Source organism: Dehalobacter sp. 12DCB1 (assembly GCF_004343605.1).
Lineage (GTDB): Bacteria > Bacillota > Desulfitobacteriia > Desulfitobacteriales > Syntrophobotulaceae > Dehalobacter.
Window position 1 is genome coordinate 71,597 of the sequence record NZ_POSF01000019.1, and the last position, 22,917, is coordinate 94,513.

The 22,917-nt window shown below is 44.3% G+C and carries 18 protein-coding genes and 1 tRNA gene; 8 read left to right on the forward strand and 11 right to left on the reverse strand.

Annotated features, from left to right (window positions below; translation table 11 throughout):
* Positions 1–920 precede the first annotated feature (920 nt).
* Positions 921–995 (reverse strand) — tRNA-Thr (locus C1I38_RS12450).
* Positions 996–1,204: 209 nt separating this feature from the next.
* Between C1I38_RS12450 and C1I38_RS12455 the strand changes: the two genes are divergently transcribed.
* Positions 1,205–1,924 (forward strand): PrsW family glutamic-type intramembrane protease, encoded by a 720-nt coding sequence (locus C1I38_RS12455; RefSeq protein ID WP_119775060.1) that lies wholly within the window; start codon positions 1,205–1,207, stop codon positions 1,922–1,924.
* 134 nt (positions 1,925–2,058) lie between these two features.
* On the opposite strand, the gene C1I38_RS12460 is transcribed toward C1I38_RS12455, so the two are convergent.
* Positions 2,059–2,292, reverse strand: a complete 234-nt coding sequence (locus C1I38_RS12460; RefSeq protein ID WP_119775000.1) for a DUF378 domain-containing protein — start codon at positions 2,290–2,292, stop codon at positions 2,059–2,061.
* A gap of 172 nt (positions 2,293–2,464) precedes the next feature.
* Between C1I38_RS12460 and C1I38_RS12465 the strand changes: the two genes are divergently transcribed.
* Complete coding sequence (locus C1I38_RS12465) at positions 2,465–3,880, forward strand: MFS transporter (protein ID WP_119774999.1); 1,416 nt, start codon at positions 2,465–2,467, stop codon at positions 3,878–3,880.
* 450 nt (positions 3,881–4,330) lie between these two features.
* Here C1I38_RS12465 and C1I38_RS12475 read toward each other — a convergent pair whose 3' ends face one another.
* The gene (locus C1I38_RS12475) at positions 4,331–4,696 is read right to left on the reverse strand and encodes an acyl-CoA synthetase (RefSeq protein ID WP_020491253.1); all 366 of its coding nucleotides are present in this window, start codon (positions 4,694–4,696) and stop codon (positions 4,331–4,333) included.
* 284 nt (positions 4,697–4,980) lie between these two features.
* Between C1I38_RS12475 and murC the strand changes: the two genes are divergently transcribed.
* Both murC and C1I38_RS12485 read left to right on the forward strand, forming a co-directional pair.
* On the forward strand, positions 4,981–6,336 hold the full coding sequence (gene murC / locus C1I38_RS12480; protein WP_119774998.1) for a UDP-N-acetylmuramate--L-alanine ligase: 1,356 nt from the start codon (positions 4,981–4,983) through the stop codon (positions 6,334–6,336).
* Between the two features lie 49 nt (positions 6,337–6,385).
* Positions 6,386–7,153 carry a M15 family metallopeptidase gene (locus C1I38_RS12485; RefSeq protein ID WP_119774997.1) on the forward strand — a complete coding sequence of 256 codons (768 nt, stop codon included), beginning with the start codon at positions 6,386–6,388 and terminating at the stop codon, positions 7,151–7,153.
* Between the two features lie 17 nt (positions 7,154–7,170).
* Here the strand turns inward: C1I38_RS12485 and C1I38_RS12490 are convergent, their stop codons facing one another.
* The 8 genes from C1I38_RS12490 to C1I38_RS12525 all read right to left on the reverse strand — a co-directional run bounded on the left by C1I38_RS12490 (position 7,171) and on the right by C1I38_RS12525 (position 18,837).
* A complete protein-coding gene (locus C1I38_RS12490) occupies positions 7,171–7,749 on the reverse strand; it encodes a hypothetical protein (protein WP_020491256.1) in 579 nt (192 codons plus the stop codon).
* A complete protein-coding gene (gene nadE / locus C1I38_RS12495) occupies positions 7,750–8,523 on the reverse strand; it encodes an NAD(+) synthase (protein WP_119774996.1) in 774 nt (257 codons plus the stop codon). It abuts the gene before it with no gap.
* Positions 8,524–8,876: 353 nt separating this feature from the next.
* Positions 8,877–10,259, reverse strand: a complete 1,383-nt coding sequence (argH, locus tag C1I38_RS12500; RefSeq protein ID WP_119774995.1) for an argininosuccinate lyase — start codon at positions 10,257–10,259, stop codon at positions 8,877–8,879.
* A 149-nt stretch (positions 10,260–10,408) separates the two neighbouring features.
* The gene (locus tag C1I38_RS12505; RefSeq protein WP_020491259.1) at positions 10,409–11,614 is read right to left on the reverse strand and encodes an argininosuccinate synthase; all 1,206 of its coding nucleotides are present in this window, start codon (positions 11,612–11,614) and stop codon (positions 10,409–10,411) included.
* Positions 11,615–11,696: 82 nt separating this feature from the next.
* Positions 11,697–12,641, reverse strand: coding sequence for an ornithine carbamoyltransferase (gene argF, locus C1I38_RS12510; RefSeq protein ID WP_119774994.1), 945 nt, complete (start codon positions 12,639–12,641; stop codon positions 11,697–11,699).
* 210 nt (positions 12,642–12,851) lie between these two features.
* Positions 12,852–13,862 carry an inorganic phosphate transporter gene (locus tag C1I38_RS12515; protein WP_119774993.1) on the reverse strand — a complete coding sequence of 337 codons (1,011 nt, stop codon included), beginning with the start codon at positions 13,860–13,862 and terminating at the stop codon, positions 12,852–12,854.
* Positions 13,855–14,472 carry a DUF47 family protein gene (locus C1I38_RS12520; protein WP_119774992.1) on the reverse strand — a complete coding sequence of 206 codons (618 nt, stop codon included), beginning with the start codon at positions 14,470–14,472 and terminating at the stop codon, positions 13,855–13,857. Before C1I38_RS12520 ends, C1I38_RS12515 begins: the two co-directional genes overlap by 8 nt.
* A gap of 132 nt (positions 14,473–14,604) precedes the next feature.
* On the reverse strand, positions 14,605–18,837 hold the full coding sequence (locus tag C1I38_RS12525; protein WP_243103664.1) for a 2-hydroxyacyl-CoA dehydratase: 4,233 nt from the start codon (positions 18,835–18,837) through the stop codon (positions 14,605–14,607).
* 340 nt (positions 18,838–19,177) lie between these two features.
* Here C1I38_RS12525 and C1I38_RS12530 point away from each other — a divergent pair, with 340 nt between their 5' ends.
* The 4 genes from C1I38_RS12530 (at position 19,178) to C1I38_RS12545 (ending at position 22,897) form a co-directional block, all read left to right on the forward strand.
* On the forward strand, positions 19,178–19,591 hold the full coding sequence (locus C1I38_RS12530) for a PspC domain-containing protein (protein ID WP_119774990.1): 414 nt from the start codon (positions 19,178–19,180) through the stop codon (positions 19,589–19,591).
* Complete coding sequence (locus C1I38_RS12535; RefSeq protein WP_119774989.1) at positions 19,591–19,887, forward strand: DUF5668 domain-containing protein; 297 nt, start codon at positions 19,591–19,593, stop codon at positions 19,885–19,887. The genes C1I38_RS12530 and C1I38_RS12535 overlap by 1 nt, the downstream gene beginning before the upstream one ends.
* Positions 19,888–20,248: 361 nt before the next feature.
* On the forward strand, positions 20,249–21,328 hold the full coding sequence (locus tag C1I38_RS12540) for a hydrogenase small subunit (protein WP_119774988.1): 1,080 nt from the start codon (positions 20,249–20,251) through the stop codon (positions 21,326–21,328).
* Between the two features lie 3 nt (positions 21,329–21,331).
* Positions 21,332–22,897, forward strand: coding sequence for a nickel-dependent hydrogenase large subunit (locus C1I38_RS12545; protein WP_119774987.1), 1,566 nt, complete (start codon positions 21,332–21,334; stop codon positions 22,895–22,897).
* Positions 22,898–22,917 lie beyond the last annotated feature (20 nt).

Below are 22,917 nucleotides of genomic sequence, written 5' to 3' on the forward strand. Positions count from 1 at the left end.
TAAACCAAAATGTTTCTAATGTATACTATGCTTATCCAAATGAAGGATTACCACTTTCACAGGAAACTCTATCTATAAATATATTAGTAAAGGGCTGCAAAATGATAATCAGAAAAAATGGATTTACAAAAGACGATCTATGTCTTATGTTGAGCGAAACTACTACAAAAATTGTACAGAATATTGAAGATCGATGCGGGAAACTAAAGTCCTTCGATTTGAACTTCAATTTTGAGAAGTCACAATACCGGCTCACTGATCGGGACATAGGAGCATTCCGAAGCAGGAGCCAAAAGGATGACATTTAGAATAAATTCGTATATTAAAAAAGCATCTATATGTTCCTCTTACTGCTTATTTTAGCAATTAGTAAAATAGCTACCTGAATTAGAATGCAGACTAAGCGATCAATAATTACGAAATGCTTGGCGAAATCAAAATATAGGCAAAACAATTCTCAAAAATTATCCTTCTGTAAACGTTTTAGTTAAAGTTTATCTCAATTAGCTGAGTGTAAGGGTTTCCATTTTCGTGGCAATATATAGTAGTAGACATATATTAAGGGCGGAATCCCTAGATAGATATTTGGGGTTTCGTCCTTTTGGTATATATTTTCATTTTTTGCATAAAACTACGTTTATTTCCTATTCCTTATGTTATAATTTTTACTGTTGTCAAAATATTTAAATGGTATATCCATTTAAATATATAGCCATCAGAACACGTTCCGTAGAAAATCAAAAGAAAAGGCAGCCTAAAAAATCAATGGCCACCTCAAAAAAAGAGAACAACTTCAGAAAAAGAGACAGTGTTGCAACGATAAAAGTTGTGTTGCAACGCTGTTGCAACGAAAGGGTGAAAATAAAATGGTTTACACAAAGCAAAAACACCGCAAACCCTTGCGGTGTCTTGTTTTTTCGTGGAGCCGATGGTCGGAATCGAACCGACGACCTGCTCATTACGAGTGAGCTGCTCTACCCCTGAGCCACATCGGCATGTTTGGTAACCCATAAGCTTTAACAGTATAACATAAGAAAAAAAATTTGTTAAGGGTAAATTAATTAAAATGTGGGAAAATGAGAAAATTTTATAAAGAATGTTTAATGCTCCGGCTGCAAATAATAAAGCTTAACATATTCAGGCTGCTTACATGTCGATGATGTACTTCACAGGAGATAAACTTACAAAAAAGGATGTGGTCTTTTTGCTATTAGATCTGCGAATATTGGTAATTGCACTTACTCCGGTCATTGCTCTAGCCCTGGCAGTCTATTATACCGACCGTTTCGATAAAGAGCCTTTGTATCTTCTTATAAAAGTTTTTATTCTAGGAGCGCTGGCAGTCATCCCGATCGTGCTGTTTGAAAAATTTCTGACATCCGTGAACATCTTTACCGGGATAGCGGCAGCTTTTTTCAATGCCTTTGTCGTTGCGGGACTGACCGAAGAATATTTCAAAAGGGCAGTCGTCCTGCGAACAGTCTATCGGAATCCGGCGTTTGATGAAAAACTAGACGGAATTGTCTATGCCGTATTTGCCGCGCTTGGCTTCGCAACAGTCGAGAACATCATGTATGTCCTTATAAACTTTTCAGCCAACCCGTATGTAGGCCTTTCCAGAGGAATATTCTCAGTGCCGACCCACGTATTGCTCGGTGTGACGATGGGTTACTACCTTTCCCTGGCGAAGTTCTCCAACCATCCTCATCTTGAGAGAACTTACCTCAGAAAATCCTTATATGTTCCTATCCTACTTCACGGTTTTTTTGACTTTATTCTGATGTCGGAAATTCCGATTCTGCTTACGCTGTTTTTACCGTATATCATTTACCTGTGGACGGTTAATCTCAGGAAACTTAACAGGTATTACAAAGAATCGAGGGAAAAATATCAAAAAATTCCTACCCGACAACCCATCGAATAAAAAAACATTTTAGTCGACTTGCTATTATTTTAATGCTAAATGTATCATCCAACGCAAAGCAGGCAAAAGGAACCGATTATCACGGTTCCTTTGCTCTAGAGCTGTGCTGGACTTATTGAGTAATTTGGGACTCGTTAAGGATTATGCTGGATCCTTCTTTCTCTCTCATATTCGCGATTCGGTACGAATAAAAGTGTGATGCAATACAGGCCGCTGAGTCCGACCAGCGCATAGACGATTCTCGGTGGGAGCGGACTGATCCCCCCGAGGAGGGCATTGACAAGATCAAATTGGAAAAAGCCAATCATTCCCCAGTTAATGGCCCCGATGATAATAATTGCAAGGGCAATCTTCTGCCAGATATTCATGTACAACCTCCTTAAAAAGTTAATTATTAATAGGATGTCGTTAAAATGTAAAATTTATACATCAAAACATTAATTTACGTTTTAGAAACAATCATTTATAATAATCTAGGACTTGTGTTTTATTTTAATAAAAGGAACAAGGGGCAAAAAATGTAGCCAAAAAGGAGTATTTATGAACGAACATCATGACCTCATCCACGATGACAGCAAAACGGTTAAGCGCACCCTTTTGTTTATAGCAACCGCAGGTTCCTTTCTGACTCCATTTATGATTTCATCGATCAATATTGCGCTGCCTGCAATTCAAAAGGAATTTGCAGCAGATGCTGTCGTTTTAAGCTGGATTGCGACATCTTTCCTGTTGTCTTCGGCTGTGTTTCTTCTTCCTATCGGCAAACTCGCCGACATCCTTGGCCGGACCAGGCTTTATAAATGGGGAATCATTTCGTTTACTGCATTTACTTTAGCTTCAGGTTTTGTACCGAATATTGAACTATTAATAATGATGCGAGTCTTGCAGGGAATTAGTGCGTCAATGATCGCGACTGCCGGAATGGCACTGATTACCTCGGTCTTTCCGCCGCAGGAACGCGGCAAAGCCCTGGGCTTTAATGTTTCAGCCATATATGTAGGACTTGGTGTCGGGCCTTTTCTAGGAGGATTCTTAACCAAGTATTGGGACTGGAGAAGCATTTTTTTGGTATTGGTTCCTTTGGGGGTCCTGATCACGGTTTTAACGATTACATATGTTAAGAGCGATTGGGCCGATGCCAAAAATGATAAACTGGATATTCCAGGCAGTATGATCTTCGCCGTTACCCTGATTGCGCTTATCTATGGTTCGAGTATTTTACCCGATATTCTCGGGATTATCCTGATCCTCTTCAGCATTGTTTGTTTTGTTTTCTTTGTGAAACGCCAGCTCAAGGTTCCGAATCCCGTGTTAGAAATCAGGCTTTTTCAGGATAACCGAGTTTTTGCCTTTTCCAACGTCGCAGCATTGATCAATTATGCTGGATCGTACTCCGTAACTTTTCTTCTGAGTCTATATCTGCAGTACGTCCAAGGTATGTCTTCAGAACATGCCGGAATCATCCTGATCATCCAACCTATTATCCAGTCTTTAATTTCCCCTTTGGCCGGACGTATATCCGATAAAAAAGAACCTGCCAATATTGCCTCCTTGGGAATGGCTGCAACCGCCGCAGGCTTGTTTCTTCTTTCCTTTATCGGTCCGCATACTTCTCTGTTCCTGATCATAGCTGCTTTGATGGTGCTAGGTATTGGATTTGCCTTATTCTCTTCTCCGAATACCAATGCAGTCATGAGTTCCGTAGATAAGCATTATTACGGGATTGCCTCCGCCTCAGTATCTGTGATGAGGGTTCTCGGTCAGATGTTAAGTATGGCTACAGCTACGCTGCTGATTTCTATATTTGTCGGCAAAAACCAGATTACTCCTGAATACTATCCGCAGTTTTTACAGAGTATTCACCTTGCTTTTCTGATCTCAGCCTGCTTTTGTGCTGTCGGTATTTTCTTCTCTTTAGCCCGCGGTAAAATCCACGTCAATAATATTCAGGCATAAGGTTGTTGTTCCTTGTTATCCATCAACTGCAGCATTAGGCTGTATGTGGCATCATGAAGATACCCGGCAGCTTAACTGACCGGGTATCTGTCTCCGCTACAGGGCGGATAGCCTTCGAAAAAGGTTACTTACCTTACGGTATTTCCCTTTTCCCAATACTATCTTTTGCAGCTTTAGGTAATAATATTCGCAGGTTGATTTTGATTTGTTGGTTCTTGATTATTTTATTTAAATCAAAATATTATTTTTTCCCTGTTGTAAATTAAACCATAATTTGTCGGTATTATGGTTTAAGATGGATAATCTGGTTATATTATTTATTTGATTTTTGTGTATTTTATGATTATTATTATATTGTCTTCGTTTTACTCATTTAGTCTCATTTTTTGACCTTCAATTTATAAGAAGGTCTTTTTTTGGTTTAAATTTGGTTTAATTATAAAATTCATCTTAATAATCACGAAGAACAGAGCGCAGGATTTTTCCAGATCTGGTCATTGGTAGTTTTTCACGAATTAATACCCAGATGGGCATTTTAAATGAAAAGCTATTTCTGATGTACTGTTCTACAGCCGAGCAGTACTGTTCTCTTTCTTTCTTCGCCGAAAAAGAATCTTCCAGCGCCAGATATACTTTGAGGATCACGCTTTCACCATCCTGGATGTTAACGATGACGCCTGCTTCAAGTACTTTGGGATAATTATAAAGAGCAGACTCCACTTGGTAGTAACTTATAAATTTATCATTAACGATTAGACCGTCAAGCTCCCGGCCATTTAAGATTTTAAAGTCAGGTAGTGCTGCATATCCAGACATTGCGTTTTCCTCCCTTCTTACGACAATACATTGCAGTTTATAAACCAAACTGTAAAATGCGTATAAATCTTATATTTTAGTCGTATTTGTATTATAATATTAAATGCGGCTTTTGCCCTATCGATTTAAGGTTAATGGCATCGTTGGAAGGCTGAACAGCTCTAATTCTCATGTTAACTGTTTTTCAGGAAGAATGTCTTTGATTTACGTATTGTACAGATACCTTTTTCAAGATATTTGGGTATAATGTAATAGGAATAGAATACCGGAAGGAAAGATGCACATTGCAATTACATATTCATTTTGTCGGCATAAAAGGAACCGGAATGAGCGCTCTTGCCCAGATTACACCCTTGATAGAAGATGCCGAGATTACCGGATCCGATGTACCGCAAAGATTTTTTACAGACGTTGTATTAGAGAAGGCAGGCATTGAAGTCCTGAACTTTGATTCAGAGAATGTGGTCGGTGCTGATTTGGTTGTCACCTCTGCCGCTTACGGTGACAGTCACCCGGAGATTAGACGGGCCAGAGAGCTTAACATACAGGTACTGACTTACCCTCAATTTCTGAGCAAACTGATGTCCAAGAAAAAAGGAGTCTGTGTAACCGGGACTCACGGCAAGACTACGACAACTGCTATGGCTGGAAAAATCCTGCTTGATGCAGGTTTGGACCCTACGATTGTCGTAGGCAGCGACGTGCCCTGTATTGGCGGCAACGCCCATGCTGGCCAAGGAGAACTCTTTTTAGCTGAATCCTGCGAATACCGGAGGCACTTCTTAAATTACTCTCCCGAGCACCTGATTATTACCAACATGGAACTGGATCATCCCGATTATTTTAAGGATCTGGATGATGTGGTCTGCGCTTTTTCCGAACTTGCCTGCAAGCTGCCTGCTGAGGGCAATCTGATTATCTGGCATGATGATCCGAATATAGATAGAATTAAGACCAAAGCAACGGTTACAACTTTTGGTTTCTCTGCTGATGCTGATGTCAGCGCTGCAAACGTTGTTTTCGATAATGACGGAAGCTGTTTCGATGTGATGATGAATAAAAAAAATGTGGGTAAGTTGCATTTGACTGTATCAGGGAAACATAACATTCTGGATGCCCTGGCTGCCATAGCCCTGACTTCCAGGCTAGGAATATCGATGAATACCGTCCTTCAGGCGCTCAGTGGCTTTAATGGTACTAAAAGAAGATTCGAACGTCTTGGCACAAAACATGGGGCAGTTATTGTTGACGATTATGCCCATCACCCGACAGAAATCCAAACGACCTTGGACGGAGCAAGGCTTTCCTACCCTGGCAGAAGAATCCGGGCGGTATTTCAGCCACATACCTTCAGCCGGACTGAAAAACTTTTTTATGAGTTTTCCCAAGCCTTTCAGGATGCCGATGAGGTTTTGCTGGCAGAAATTTTTTCTTCGGCTCGCGAAAAAAAAGCCGGGGTCAATCCGATCTCTTCAGCAAAACTTGCCGACTTAATGAGAGAGAAAGGAATTACCACCCGTTATTTTTCAACGCTGGACGAAATTAGTTCTTATCTTGACCAAACGCTCGAAGAAGGCGATCTCGTTATTACGCTCGGAGCGGGTGATATATACAAAGTAGGGCAAAACTTGGTCTCTTAAGCACTATTTCCTGACCACTAAGGAATCTCGACGATATACAGGAGAAAAGATGAAAAATAAGTTGATTTTTTCTTTACTTGTCATTCTATTTATGATCTTTTTCATAAGCGGTTGTAGTCAAATGAGCATTCCTGATGCTTTGTCTAATTCTGATGGTTCGCAAACATTTGCAGAAAACGTTCCGGTTGATACCTTTATGCTAAAAATCGGCGCTGCGAGTAAGGAAGCGATAAATTATCACGATGTTGTGAGCATTGCTGTTTTGGTGAATAAACAAAACCAGCTTCCCTCCGATTATGTTCCGCCGGATCTGGTTGAAGTCAATATTCCTTTTACTTTTAAGGAAAAAGCTGAGAAAAGAATGCTGCGTCAGGAAGCTGCTGCGAAGCTCGAGGAATTATTTTCTACTGCGAAAGAAAATGGTGTAATTCTTTATGGTGTATCAGGCTACCGTTCCTATCAAACGCAGCAGGATTTATTTGCGAGTTTTACCCGGCGGTACGGAACGGAGGAAAAAGCCAATCAAATCAGTGCGAGACCCGGTGAAAGTGAACACCAAACCGGTCTGGCAATGGATGTATCCTGCCAGAGCGTTAACTTCGGTCTGGAAGAGACATTTGGTGATACGGACGAATATGTCTGGCTGAAAGATAATGCTTATCGTTTCGGCTTTATCATCCGCTACCCAAAGGGCAAAGAATACCTGACGGAATATACCTACGAACCTTGGCATCTGCGCTACGTCGGACAAGACCTGGCCACGAAACTCTATGAACAGCAAATAACGTACGAAGAATACCTGTTCTTCAAGATATAATAAGCTTATATAATTTCCTACCGGTTAATATCGTTCCTGCTGAATTGCTCAATATAACATACAACGTCATTCCAGCCATAGCACCGTGTGACGCCTTCTGGAAGATTTCCGCGGTTATAAGGCGCATCCATCAGCAACACCGGAATGCCCATGGAAACGATCTCCACTGAATTGGAAATAAAGTCATCGACGAACACATCAATACCGTGTTCCTTGACCGCAATGGTCTTGCTGAGCCCCCCAGTGAATATCTTTTCACCCGGGGGGATTTGTTTTTCTTCAAGCCACTTTTTGGTGACCAGTTCCTCAGCTCCCGGCTTTCTGGCTGTCACATAAATGATTTCATGCCCTGCTTCTGTTAAGGAAACGATACTCTCAACCGATCCTTTGACAGGCTCCGGCGTTGAGAAAAGAATCTCCATATTTTTGTTAAAAAAGGTGTCAAGTTCATTCCAGTCAACGTCGTAGACTTTCGACATATCATCGTTGTCAATTTCCATAATATTTTTACCGTATTGTTTGTTGAGTTCTTCTGTAAACACAGGAAAACTGTCCGCGACGACGCCGTCTATATCTAATCCAATCCGTAGTTTCATCTAATCCAGCCTCTCTGGTTTTTCTAATTCGATGGTTGGGGGCAATTGCCGTTTATGCTCACTCATTTTATGCAGTCTTTCAATTTTGGCGACAACATCGTCAGGAATCTTTTCTCCTAGAAGATATCTATCGATAAGATCATAGGAAAAACCCATCTCTCCTTCATCGGTCTGGCCCTGCCAAAGACCTGCAGTCGGTGTCCTGGAAGCTATTTTTTCCGGCAGGCCGAGTACGCTTGCCCAAGCTCTTACTTCCGTCTTAGTAAGTGAGCTGATCGGCAGAAGATCCACGCCGCCATCCCCATATTTCGTAAAGTATCCGGTATAGCTCTCGGGAGCGTTGTCTGTCCCGACAACCAAATACTCTCTAATATTGGCTACCGTATACAGCGTAGACATACGTAGCCGGGCTTTAAGGTTCCCTTGTCCTGCCTGCAGAATATTTCTAGGCTTCTGATCAGCTTTTAAAGCGGTCTTTACCTGGCCATAAATGGCTTCATGCGCTTCTTTGAGATCAATCTCTATCACTTCCATTCCAAGGGTTTCTGCAATTAAATAGGCATCCTCGCGATCCGCAGGATTTGATTGGCATGGCATGATCACACCAAGGCATTTATCAGGAAATGCTTTTTTACATAAACCTGCCACCACCGCAGAATCTACACCTCCGGAAATTCCGCAGACCAAACCTTTGGTCTTTGCTTCAGCGTTTTTTTCGCGAAGCCATTTTACAACCTGCTTTTGGCGTTCCAGTATTTCTTCAGTACTCCACACCGGTACGGCCTCCTTTTTCATTTCACAATAGTTTAATGATCATTCAAATATTTAGCAAATTTTAGACATAAAATTTAAACTTTTATATTTTTTTAAAACCCATTCTTTTAACTTAATCCACAATATCCACATTTTTATCCACAAAATTTCAAGATGACCGTTAGATTCTGTCAGCATTCTTTGCTATGTACTGCCATTCCAGCATCACCGGCCATTTGTTATTTGCACAATTTTTACATTCTAATTACATATTCTTAACATATTCTTAAAATTTCTTGATTAATACTCTGAAGGATGCGAAATGTACCATTATTCGTGCTAAATTTACACTTGATTGTTTTTTTAATTGTGTTTTACCACCTTAGTTGATCCAAGGTTTCTTTGCTTAACCGTATTGCTGTCTGAACAGCCTCCGGTGCAGGACCTCCGGTAACGCTCCTCTTCTGAACGCAGGTTTGAAGAGAAATGGCCCGATAAAGATCTTCCTCGAAGAATTCGGATACTGTTTTCAGTTCTTTCAGCGTCAGATCTTCCAACGAACAGCTCCTGCGGGAACACTCCAGTACCAGCCTGCCCACAATCGCATGGGCTTCGCGGAAAGGAACATTCTTCTTAGCCAGATAATCAGCCAGGTCTGTGGCATTGGTAAAGCCCTTTTTAGCTTCCCTTTCCATAATATCGGCATTCACTTTCATGGTAGCTAGCATCGGCCGGATGACCAGCAGCGATTTTTGGATGGTGTCCACAGCATCAAATACACATTCCTTGTCCTCCTGCATGTCTTTGTTATAGGCCAGAGGGAGTCCTTTCATAACGGTGAGCAGTGTCATGAGATCCCCATACACCCTGCCGGTTTTCCCTCTAACGAGTTCGGCAACATCAGGATTCTTCTTTTGCGGCATGATGCTCGATCCGGTGGCATAGGCATCATCAATCGAAACGAAGCAGAATTCGCCGCTCGACCAGACGATCAGTTCTTCACACAGCCTGCTCAAATGCATCATTATAATGGATGCCGCTGCCAGGAATTCCAAAGCAAAATCTCTATCGCTGACGCCGTCTAAACTGTTGAGCGTGACACCGTCAAAATTCAGTTCAGCAGCCACTTCTTCCCGGCGCAAAGCAAAGGTCGTACCCGCCAGCGCTCCCGATCCGAGCGGGGAAAGGTTCAGTCTCTTGCGGGTATCTCCGAGCCGTCCCAGATCGCGCAAAAACATTTGGACATAGGCCATAAGATGATGGCTCAGGGTAATTGGCTGGGCCTTTTGCAGATGGGTATATCCGGGCATCCAAGTCTTAAGATGTTCGGAGCACAAGTCAAGCAGGGTTCCCAGCAGCGCAGTGAGGAGATCTTTCGTGTTGTCAATTTCTTCTCTTAAGAACAGCCGAAAGTCCAGTGCAACCTGATCATTCCGGCTGCGGCCGGTATGGAGTTTTTTACCGGTATCACCGATTCTTTCCGTAAGCAATTTCTCAATGTTCATATGGATGTCTTCGGCTCCGACTTCAAATTCAATCCTCCCCGCCTGAATATCCGCCAGAATGCATTCCAGTCCTCCTATTATTTTCTCCGTTTCTTCGGCTGACAGGATGCCTATTCTGCCAAGCATTCCGGCATGAGCGATGCTGCCCATAATATCAAATTTATAGAGACGCTGGTCGAATGAGATCGATGAGTGGAAATCTTCGACCAGGGAATCAGTGTCTTTCTCAAAACGTCCTCCCCAAAGTTTCATTGGTTTAACTCCTTCCGAATTAAAATTAAGTATAGTATAACGCAACAATATGACAGAACACAAGGATGTGCAATGTGCCTAGACCATTGACATCCTTGTGCTCTATGCCCACAAATCTATGCTCGCGCACCGTGACGTATCTATCAGACTTAACGTAAGCCTGATTTTCTTTCCATTAAAGCACGTACTTTTAAAGGCAGACCAAAAAGATTAATAAAGCCTTCTGCATCTTTTTGGTTGTAGACTGCATCTTCGCCGAATGTTGCAAATTCTTCATTATAAAGTGAATACGGAGATTTTACCCCGACTGGTGTACAGTTGCCTTTATACAGTCTTATCCTGACTGTTCCGGTGACATTCTTCTGGGTGACTTTCACAAATGCATCGAGGGCTTCTCTGAGAGGCGAGTACCAGACACCATCGTAGACCATCTCCGCATACTTCAGTGCAATTTGTTCCTTATAATGCAGGGTCTGACGGTCAAGAGTCAGCAGCTCCAGCGCATTATGCGCAGCATAAAGAATCGTCCCGCCCGGAGTCTCATAGACACCGCGTGATTTCATCCCGACAAGCCTGTTTTCAACCATGTCGACGATCCCGATCCCATTCTTGCCGCCCAGGGCATTCAATTTCTCGATCAGCTGAATCGGTGCAAGCTTCTCTCCATCGACAGCTACCGGTATGCCCTTTTCGAAATCAATCAGCACATACGCGGCCTGGTCCGGCGCCTGCATCGGAGAAACCCCGAGTAGATAGAGATCATCCTTCGGTTCATTCCAGGGATCCTCGAGGTCACCGCCTTCATGGCTTAAATGCCACAGGTTCCGGTCCATGCTGTAGGGTCTGTCCTTGGTAACCGGGACAGGGATTCCGCGTTCTTTGGCATAATCAATCGCATCATCCCGTGATTTGATATCCCACTCTCTCCACGGAGCAATAATTTTCAGATCAGGATTCAGCGCTTTGACAGCCAGTTCGAAGCGAACCTGATCGTTGCCTTTCCCTGTCGCGCCGTGAGCAACAGCGACTGCGCCTTCTTCTTCGGCAATCTCCACAAGCCGTCTAGCAATAAGCGGACGGGCAAAAGATGTTCCCAGAAGATATTTGCCTTCATACACGGCTCCTGCCTGAAGTGTCGGGTAAATGAAATCCGTAATGAATTCTTCCCTCAAATCTTCGATATACAATTTAGTGGCTCCGGTTTTTGCAGCCTTCTCATGAAGAGGTTCCAGTTCCTCTCCCTGTCCCAAATCTGCCGCCATCGCGATAACCTCATAGCCATAGTTTTCTTTCAGCCATGGAATAATGATGGACGTATCCAGTCCACCTGAATAGGCAAGTACTACTTTAGCCATACGCTGTCTCCTTTATTTTTTAATCAGTTTCTTCTGTAATATTTCTGTCTTATTTCAGTTAGTTTCTCAGTAATTATATGGACTACATGACCAGTGCCATAATCGCTTTATGGGCGTGAAGCCGGTTTTCAGCCTCCTGAAATACCACAGATTGAGGACCTTCGATCACTTTGTCGGTGATCTCTTCTCCGCGGTGGGCAGGCAGACAGTGCATGACGATCGCTTCAGGATGAGCTGCCCCAAGCACCTCGTCATTGATCTGATACGGCGCAAAAACTTTCTTTCTGATTTCGCTTTCTTCTTCTTGTCCCATACTGGCCCAGACATCGGTATAGAGAATATCTGCTCCCCTGGCAGCCGCCACAGGATCTTCGACGACCTGCACCGTACTTCTGTTGAGAGATGCATTCTTCAAAGCCAGATCCATAATTTCCGGTACTGGCTGGTATCCCTGAGGTGAAGCAATCACAATGTTCATGCCCATCTTGCTGCCGCCAAGCAGCAGGGAATTTGCCACATTATTGCTGTCACCAATATAGGTTAATTTCAGTCCCTGAATTTTGCCTTTTGTTTCTTTAATAGTCAAAAGGTCGGCCAGAATCTGTGTCGGATGCAGAAAATCGCTCAGGCCATTGATCACTGGCACAGACGAATGCTCGGCAAGATCAAGAACCTCCTGATGACTGAACGTTCTGATCATAATGCCGTCAACCATCCTGGACAAGACTCTTGCTGTATCCTGGATCGGTTCACCGCGGCCCAGTTGGATATCTCGGGCGCTCAGAAACATTCCGGAGCCGCCGAGCTGATAAATACCGGCCTCAAATGCCACTCTGGTTCTCGTCGAAGATTTGGTAAAAATCATTGCCAAAACCTTTCCCTGCAGGACAGGGTGGGGAATTCCGGCATTTCTATCAGCCTTCAATTCCATGGCGACGTCAACCATGTATGAGATTTCTTCTGCTGTGAAAGCATTCAGTGTAATAAAATCTCTGCCTTTAAACTTGTCTTTGTTTAATTGAACCATCATTATTCTCCTTCATCTCAATCATACGCAATACTGTATTATTATACTTCATCATGCATAATTATTCAATAGCCCTGATGAAAAAGAAGCTATCCCCAGACGGGTAACCCTTACCCTCCTGAGGATTAAAAACGAAAACATCTATAACGTCAGCTGGGATTTATCCGATATAACATTCAGAATTCCAGTATCTTACGTTAGAATATTAGATCAAAGAATTCTCTCCACGAGTGTAATCAGATAATAAGACAGAGCTGCGACGATTGCCGTGGAAGGAATCGTCAGACACCAGGCCATCAGCATCTGCTGCGCAACGCCCCAGCGCACGGCCGAAATACGTTTGGCGGCGCCTACCCCCATAATGGAACCGGATACCACGTGCGTGGTACTGACCGGCAGATGGAGACCCGGAAACGCCGTCGCTACCCAGATAACGATCGAGGATGACAAATCTGCAGCAAAGCCGTTGATCGGCTCAATTTTAAAGATTTTAGCACCAAGCGTATGAATGATTCTCCAGCCGCCCACTGCTGTACCACAAGCAATGGCTAATCCGCACAAGAACTTTACCCAGAGCTGAACATCCATCGTTGACTGTACCCCCGCGGCGACAAGCGCCAGCGTGATAATACCCATGGATTTCTGCGCGTCATTGGAACCATGGTTAAACGCAAGGAGTGCGGCTGAAACCATCTGCAGCCTCCGGAAGATACTGTTCGTTTTCATCGGCGCTTTATTGCGGAACAGGTAATATAGAATCGTCATAATCAGATAACCGAGTCCCATGCCGACGAGCGGTGAGCACAGCAGCGCCAAGATAATTTTCTTGATGCCGGCCCCTTGGACAACACCGAGTCCCGCTGCAGCGATCCCGGCTCCGAGGATTCCCCCAATAATCGCGTGGGAAGAACTGCTCGGAATACCAAAATACCATGTCAAAAGATTCCAAAAAATCGCTCCAATCAGTGCGGCGATCATCACTTCGGAAGTAACACTGTTCGCATCGACAATGTCCTTTGCAATGGTCTTGGCAACCCCCGTGCTGTACATCGCACCGATGAAATTGAGTACCGCGGCCATAATGATTGCGGTTCTTGGCGTAAGCGCTCTTGTCGAAACCGAAGTGGCTATGGCATTGGCAGTATCATGAAATCCGTTGATAAAATCAAATGCCAATGCAAATAGTACGACAACGAATAATGCAATATGCAGACTAGACATATTTTAATACGACCCCTTTTATTACAAGCGCAAGATCTTCACAACGGTCCGTGGCGTCTTCCAGATGTTCCAGTATTTCTTTCCATTTAATGATTTCAATCGGATTGCTTTCATTTTCAAACAGCTTGCCTACTTCACTCCGGTATAAACGATCTCCCTCGCTTTCTAGTTTATGAATTTTTTCTGTGTTTTCAAGAATAAGATTTAATTTGGTGCGAATACTGGGAAGGTTGTCCACAGATATTTTAATAATATGAATACAGTCATCCAGAACTCGAATCAGCTCTTCAACCCCAGAGTGGGGTGGCGTCGCTTTATACATGATCATCCGTTCCAAGGCGCCTTGAATAAAATCAATGATATCATCCATGTTTGTCGCCAACGCGTAGAGGTCTTCCCTGTCCATTGGCGTCACCAGTGTCTTATTCAGGTTGTCAATGATCTTGTTGGTAATATCGTCGGCACGGTGTTCCAAATCAATGAGTTCCTTCATCTTAACCGGGAAAGTGGTGGGATCCTTAATTGCTTCTTTTAATACCAGCGAGCTTTCGCAAATAAGCTGCGCATTTTCCTTCATAAGTACAAAAAAGTCGCTTTCTTTTTTTGACACAGTCTTTACTTCCTCCTTTATTATGACCTGGTGAAATCTTCCCACACTATCTTAGCACAAGAGCCGAGGATAAGATACTCAAATTTATAAAAAACAGGCACTTAAAACAATAGGCAGAATAGACCAAAAGATTCAGCCAAAAGCTCTCTCCAGCATCAGCTTAATCCGATTGATCTGGTTCACTTCACTGGCTCCGGGATCATAATCCACAGCAACAATATTGGTCTGGGGATACCGCTCTTTCAGGGTTTTGATCATTCCTTTGCCGGTAATATGATTTGGCAGACAGGCAAACGGCTGCATGCAGATAATATTGTTGGCGCCGCTTTTGATCAGTTCCACCATTTCCGCAGTCAGCAGCCAACCCTCTCCGGTCTGGTTACCCAGGGAAAGGAATGGCTTGACACTTTCCGCCATCTCCTGAATCGTCGGCGGGATATCAAATCTTTTACTATTCTTTAAGGCAGCCCTTAAATCTTCACGATAGCTTTCCGTATACTTGACTAACAGATTTCCGATGACTCTGGAAGATCGCTTACCGGCAAGATATCTGTAGTTGAATTCCTTCCCGTAGCAGCAGTAAAGGAAAAACTCCATCAGTCCCGGAACTACCATTTCTGCGCCCTCTTTTTCAATAAACTCGGCCATGTTGTTATTCGCCGCAGGGTGAAATTTTACGAGGATCTCCCCGACTAGACCAACCCTGGGTTTTCTCCGCTGAACAATCTCAATATTTTCAAAATCCCGAACAATGCCCTTCAAGTTTTCACGAAATAAGCTGCGGTCTCCATTGGCAACATTGATCTTGCAGATATTTATCCACTTCCGAAGAAGCAGATCCGCTGTTCCCGTATTTATTTCATAAGGCCTTACACGGTAGAAAACCTTCATCAGCAGGTCTCCGTAAAGCATCGCCATGATTGCTTTGACCGCCATGGAGACCGTCAGCTTAAATCCGGGATTTTTCTCTAAGCCTGAGACATTGAGTGAGAGTATTGGGATGTGTTCCAGTCCCGAGACCTGAAGCGCTTTCTTTAACAGCCCCAAATAATTGCTGGCCCGGCAGGGTCCCCCAGTCTGGGTTATAATGACCGAGGTGTTGTTCAGATCGTATTTTCCGGATTTTAACGCTCTTAATAGCTGCCCGATAATAATGACCGAAGGGTAACAGGAATCATTGTTAACATATTTCAAGCCTTCTTCAATATCTTCTTTATCAACTCTAGCCAGTACTTCAAAACGGTACCCCTCCGAACGGGCGACCTCCTGGGCAAATTCAAAATGGATCGGCGCCATCTGCGGAGCAAGAATGGTATGTGTCTTACGCATTTCCTTGGTAAAGATTGGTCTCTGAACAGTATTCGGCCCCTTTGCCGGATCCTCCATCAGATGATCATGCTTTATTCTGACATCCATCGCAGCTTTAAGTGAGCGGAGCCTTATTCTGACCGCACCCAGATTGCTGACCTCATCTATTTTAATCATGGTATAGATTTTACCGGCTTTATGTAAAATTTCCTGGGCTTGTTCCGCAGCTATCGAATCTGGCCCGCAGCCAAATGAGTTTAACTGGACAAGTTCGAGCTCCGGTCGTCCGGCAACAAAATCTGCTGCTTCGTAAAGCCGGGAGTGATACATCCACTGGTCCAGCACCCGGAGCGGTCTGATCACTTTTCCAAGATGGGCTACCGAATCCTCGGTAAGCACTGCCATCCCGAGAGCCGTGATGACTTTAGGTATGCCGTGGTTGACTTCCTGATCGAGATGGTAAGGCCTGCCGGAAAGAACAATCCCACGATTCCCTGTTTCAGCAAGCCACCGCAAGACCTCTTCTCCTTTTTTGCGGATATCTCGTTTGAAATTAAGATCTTCATCCCAGGCTGCGTCGACGGCCTGGATGATTTCTGCAAGGGTCATACCTAAATGTTTCAGCTCTTCATATAATCTCTTACTAAGCATTTTTTTATCTTCATACGGCAGAAAAGGGTTCCAGAATCGGACACCGCTTTGCTTTAACTCATCCATATTGGCTTTGATCACTTCCGGATAAGCGCTGATCACCGGGCAATTAAAGCAGTTGTCCGCCCCGGCTATTTCTTTTCTCTCCTTCGGTATGCAGGGATAAAATATGAATTTCACGCCTTGTTTAATCAATGACACGATATGACCGTGAACAAGTTTGGCAGGATAACAAACGGTATCGGAACAAATTGTCTCCATGCCCGCCTCATAAATCTTCCGGGTGGAAACCGGCGACAGCTCCACCCGGAAACCAAGACGGGTGAAAAAGGTAAACCAAAAAGGATAATTCTCGAACATATTCAAAACCCTTGGGATCCCAATGGTTCCTCTGACTGCTTTCCCTTTGGCCAGCGGCGTATAATGAAAGATCCTGTTCAGTTTATAGGCATAGAGATCCGGAATTTCATCTGTCTGATCGCGTTCCGATCCTTTTTCACAGCGGTTTCCTGTGATGTGCCTGCGCCCGTCGCCGAAACAGTTGACCGTAAGCAAACAGTGGTTCTGACAGTTTCCGCAGCGGGCCGCGCTGACTTCCACCGAAAAGTTATTGAGTTGCTCTGGGGAAAGCAGCGACGTAACCACTCCCTCCCGCCAGGCGTTCCTGGCCAGGAGGGCCGCGCCAAAAGCGCCCATGAGGCCAGCAATGTCCGGACGGACGACTTCTCGGCCGATGGTCTGTTCCAGGCTGCGAACCACAGCATCATTCAAGAAAGTTCCTCCCTGGACAATAACCTTTTCACCGAATTCCTCAGAACTTTTTAACTTAATTACTTTATAGAGCGCGTTTTTTATCACGGAGTAGGATAATCCTGCCGAAATATCCGCGACCGTCATGCCTTCTTTTTGGGCCTGTTTAACTTTGGAATTCATGAAAACGGTACATCTTGATCCTAAATCAGCAGGATTTTGAGCCAAAAGTCCTTTGCGGGCAAAATCCGCCACATTCATTTCCAGTGACCTCGCAAATGTTTCAATAAACGAACCGCAGCCGGATGAACAGGCTTCATTTAGCATAATATTTTCAATCACACCGTTTTTTACTTTGAGGCACTTCATATCCTGTCCGCCAATGTCCAGAATCAGGTTGACTCCAGGCAAAAAATGATTGGCGGCTGTGTAATGAGCAATGGTCTCGACTTCCCCCATATCAAAAAAAAGAGCTGCCTGAACCAGTTTTTCTCCGTAGCCAGTCACGGCAGAATAAGCAATTTCCGTATTTTCTGGAAGCCTGTTGTATAGTTCTTTCAGAATATTGACTGCTGAATCCAAAGGGTTGCCTTCATTATTGGTATAGGCGGAATAAAGAAGGGTGCCTTGCGGATCGATTAAAACAGCTTTTGTCGTGGTGGATCCGACATCCAGACCAAAAAAACATTGGCCCTGGTACGTCTCTAGCTGATTTGTGCTGACAATATTTTGGGCATGCCGCCTAACAAATGCGCGGTATTCCTCTTCATCTGCAAAAAGCGGATCAAGTCTAGCTGTTTCATACTGAAGTTTTTTTAGATCTGTTTTCAATTTTTGACCAAGCTGTTCAAATGTAATATCTTTATCCTGAACAGAGGCAAGGGCCGCTCCGATAGCCACATAAACTTCGGAATTTTCCGGCACAAGCATATCTTCATCCTTGAGCCCCAATGTTTCCTGAAAGCGAACCCTTAGCTGTGGCAGGAAGTGAAGCGGCCCTCCAAGGAAGCCAACTTTTCCTTTAATTTTATGTCCGCAGGAGAGCCCTCCAATAGTTTGATTCACAACCGCCTGAAAGATCGAAGCTGCAATGTCCTCCTTGCGGACTCCTTCATTTAAGAGAGGCTGAATATCGGTTTTGGCAAAAACTCCGCAACGAGCGGCAATCGGATAGATGACCCGGCTTTGGGCAGCCAGCGCATCTAGACCAGCCGCATCCGTCTTTAACAGGACAGCCATTTGATCAATAAAAGCGCCCGTTCCTCCCGCACAAATCCCATTCATCCGCTGATCAAACCCCTTGTAAAAAAAGGTTATCTTGGCATCTTCTCCCCCAAGCTCAATGACAACATCGGTTCCTGGCAGATAACGGTCCACTGCTTTGCTTCCGGCGATGACCTCCTGAATAAATGAAATGCCCAGATGCTCAGCCACAGCCAGTCCGCCTGAACCTGTAACTGCTACCGTCAGCGGAAATGCGGCATATTTCTGGCCGGCTTCCTCCACCAGTCTTTGCAACGTGCTCCAGATATCCGAGTAATGCCGGGTATACCGGCTGAACAACAGAACGCCTTCTTTATTTAAGACAGCTATTTTAATAGTGGTGGAGCCTATGTCTATCCCAACATGAAGGTTATTCTTATCTTTGTCAGTGATTCTTTGATGATGTGAATTCAGGTTGCATTCCCCCTCAAACAAATTCAGCAGAATTATTTTTCCATCTGAGGGGGTTATTATTCATTGTCTACCTTACCGTCTGAAGTTATTAGAAAAAATAATATAAATTTTTCTACCCACTTTCCGTCCTTCGTGTTAATATAATCTTATGGGATCATCATGGGATATCAATACCCAAACAGATGGAGCTCTCAAAATAGACCCGCTGGAATATAAATGATGAGAATCCATAGATTTATGAAGAAATGACTTTTCGATTCCGCGAAGAAGCTAAACCGTCGAAGAAGGTTCTTTTGAATTGGATTAAGGGGGATGGGTCATGAGTAAACAAATCTATCGGTCTCAAAACAAAGTGATTGCAGGGGTCTGCTCTGGAATTGCGGAATATTTTGAAATAGATCCTACGATTGTACGGATCATCTGGCTGCTCGCATTTTTTGCTGGGATTGGAATTCTTGCCTATCTCGTCTGCTGGGTAGTGATTCCTCAAAAACCTTTTGGCTCATTCGGCAGTTCTCAAAACTATGCCGGCTCAGCAGATATCCCGAATAATGATTATGATCAGGCTATCAATAAAGACAAAAGCCTTAAAGTATTTGGCATTGCACTGATCATTGTTGGTGCCGTATTTTTGTCAGACAGACTCTTCGACTGGTTCGACATTGACATCCTGCTGCCCATAGGTTTGATTGCCGTTGGTGTTTACGTGTTGTTTGCGAGGAGAGATCATTAATGAAAAAAAACATTACCCTGGGTGCGGTGATCATTCTAATCGGTGTAATCTGGCTGCTTAGTAATCTTGACGTTTTTTCGTTTTCAATCATCGGGACTTTTTTCCTATCACTCAGGAAGCTCTGGCCTCTGCTGTTGATCGGTGCCGGTGTCAGTCTATTGATTAGCAAGAACTCCATTCTGAAAATGATGGTTTGGATCATTATCGTCATTTGTATCATGTTTTATGGTATTTATGGAATGAATAACGGCACGTTGAATTACCCGGAATTTAAACTGCAAGAACATCTTTACTGATTGCATTGACCTTAAGTTGTTTTTTTGAAGGCTTTTGTCTCTCCAGATGATACAATCTGTATCAGAAAGATAAATATTTTGTCTATTTTGATAATTTTGATCTAGCTATGACTTTTTCGTGTTGGCTTATTTGCATGTTTTTTCGGCTGTTTTATGTTTTGATGTTTTGGTACGCTTCTTGCATCTATTAATTTGGAAAATAGATAAACTTTATATATATTTGGATGATTTTTTTCGGTATATTGCTCACTGCAATAATATATTTTTACGAAAATGTATTATCTAAATATTTATAATTTTTATCCTATTTTATATTAAGTAAGAATGTTATTTTTTGGACATGTGGAGGAGGAATTGCAGAATGAACACATTTGATGCTCTGGCAGCAAGAGGAGTATCCCGACGCAGCTTTTTGAAATTGATGGCTGCAACTACGGCAGCTTTAGGTCTCCCTGCTGCAGTATCTCCCAAGGTCACTCAAGCTGTTGAGACCGCCTTGGACAAACCGCCGGTCGTATGGCTGCATGGAATGGAATGCACAGGCTGTTCCGAGTCACTTTTGGCAACACTTAATCCGTCAGCAGCCGAAGTGGTCCTGGATATGCTTTCAATTCGTTATCATGAGACCATTATGGCGGCTTCCGGCTATAAGGCCGAGGAAGCTTATCAGGAAGCCCTGAAAGAAAACTTTGTGCTCGTCGTCGAAGGAGCTATTCCCTCGAAGGAAGACAGGTATTGCATGGTCGGCGGCAAACCTTTCCGGGAAACCGTTCTGGAAGCTTCCAAGAAAGCTCAGGCCATTATTGCCGTCGGCAGCTGTGCAACCGATGGCGCTGGAATCCCCGGAGCCTGTGAGGTTGACGCTGTCGGCGTCCGTGAACTGTTGAAACAAAATAACATTTCAACTCCTGTCATCAATCTCCCATGCTGTCCAGTCAAACCGGCCACCATGCTCGGAACGATTGTTTACTACCTGACCTATGGCACGGTCCCACCCTTGGATGATCAGGCCCGCCCGGTCGTTTTCTACGGTAAGCTGCTTCATGACAACTGCCCGCGCCGTGGCCAGTTTGAAGCCGGCAACTATCTGAAAGACTGGAATGATCCCACCCAAAAAGACTATTGTCTGCTCCTGAAAGGCTGCAAAGGCCCGAAGACGTATACCGACTGCGCACAGGTTTGGTACAACGACAATACCAACTTCTGTATCAACGCCGGTTCACCGTGTTCCGGCTGTTCAGAGGCAGGATTCTTTAAAACCTTCAGTCCTCTTTATGACAAACAAGAAGGCTTTGAACTTCCCGGTATCGGCCAAATCAATGCCGATGCTACCGGCAAGATTATCGGAGGCGTTGCCGTAGCAGGCATTGCCGTTCACCTTGCAGCTACGGCAACCACCGGCCGTTTAGGCAAAAAAGACCATGGACATAAGGAGGAGTAAGGAATGTCTGCACAAAAAATTGTTATTGATCCTATTACCCGTATCGAAGGCCACTTGAAAATTGAAGTAGAAATTGAAAACGGTGTCGTCTCGAACTCCCGCGTCATTGGCACCATGTACAGGGGTCTTGAAAACCTGGTTGTCGGTCGCGATCCCAGAGATGCCAGTTATGTTACGGAACGCGCCTGTGGCGTTTGCTCAACAGTACATGGCTTGGCTTCCGCGCTGGCTTTGGACGCCGCTTTTGGTGCTGAAGTCCCCTACGGCGGCCGCCTTATTCGGAATCTGATTTACGGCGCAACACTTTTGCATGACCACCCGCTCCATTTCTATCATCTGTCTGCTCTGGATTATTTAGATGTCATGGCGATTGCCCAGTACAAAGGCAATGATGCCGGTTTGAACGGCGTTAAGGACAAAATTTTGAAACTGGTTGCAGCTAACGATACAGCGCCTCTGACGCCGCGTTACAACCCCGATCAATATTGTGTAAATGATCCTGAACTTGTTACGTTGGCTGTTGCGCATTACCTGAAAGCCTTGGAAATGCAGGCAAAAGCCAAGAAAATGTCCGCGATATTTGCCGGTAAACAACCACACCAGTCCTCGATCGTAGTTGGCGGCGTCACGATACTGCCGACACTGGAGCAAGTCTTCCAATACCGTTCTATGCTGATGGAGCAGATCGCCTTCGTTGAAAATGTCTACCTTCAGGATGTCCTGACCTTCGGAACCGGGCCGCTTCTGCCTCTGGCCCAGGCCGGCGTTGGCGGTAGTCATGGCAATTACATGTCTTATGGTGGATTTGCCGGAGATGCAGAAGGAAAAGATTTGTTATTTACACCGGGTATCGTTCTCGACAATAACCTGGCGACCGTTCATCCGTTCAGCATCGACAAAATCACGGAAGATATCACGCATGCCTGGTACAAGAGCGACAAAGGCAGAACTCCTTATGAGGAAGACACGGTTATTGATTTGGATAAGAAGGACGCCTATACCTATGTCAAAGCACCGCGCTATGAAGGCAAACCGATGGAAGTCGGACCGCTCGCCCGTATGCTCGTCATGCAGCCGAAAGTGCTTATGGACGTTATTACGAAATATAACATCAAGCCCGGCGCTGTCGCTCGTCATGCCGCCCGGGCGGTGGAAACCATTCTTATGGCTAAGAAAATGCTCGAATGGGTCGATTCCCTCATTGCCGAAATGGGCAAGCCAAATTTTAAGATCCATGATACCGATCATTGGGAAATCCCTAAAAGCGGTCAGGGCGCAGGCCTGATTGAAGTTGCCCGCGGGTCGCTTGGCCACTGGATTAAAGTTGAAGACCATAAAACAGCAAATTACCAAATGGTCGTCCCCTCGACTTGGAACTTTTCACCGACAGATGGAAACGGCGTTTTAGGCCCGGTTGACAAATCCATGATTGGGGTACCGGTACCAGATCCGGACAATCCGATCAATGTCGTCCGTGTCATCCGTTCCTATGACCCATGTCTGGCTTGTGCAATTCACCTAATCGATCCGCAAAGTAACGAAATTAAGAAATACCAGATTGGCTTCTAAGGAAAGAGAGGGAACAAAAA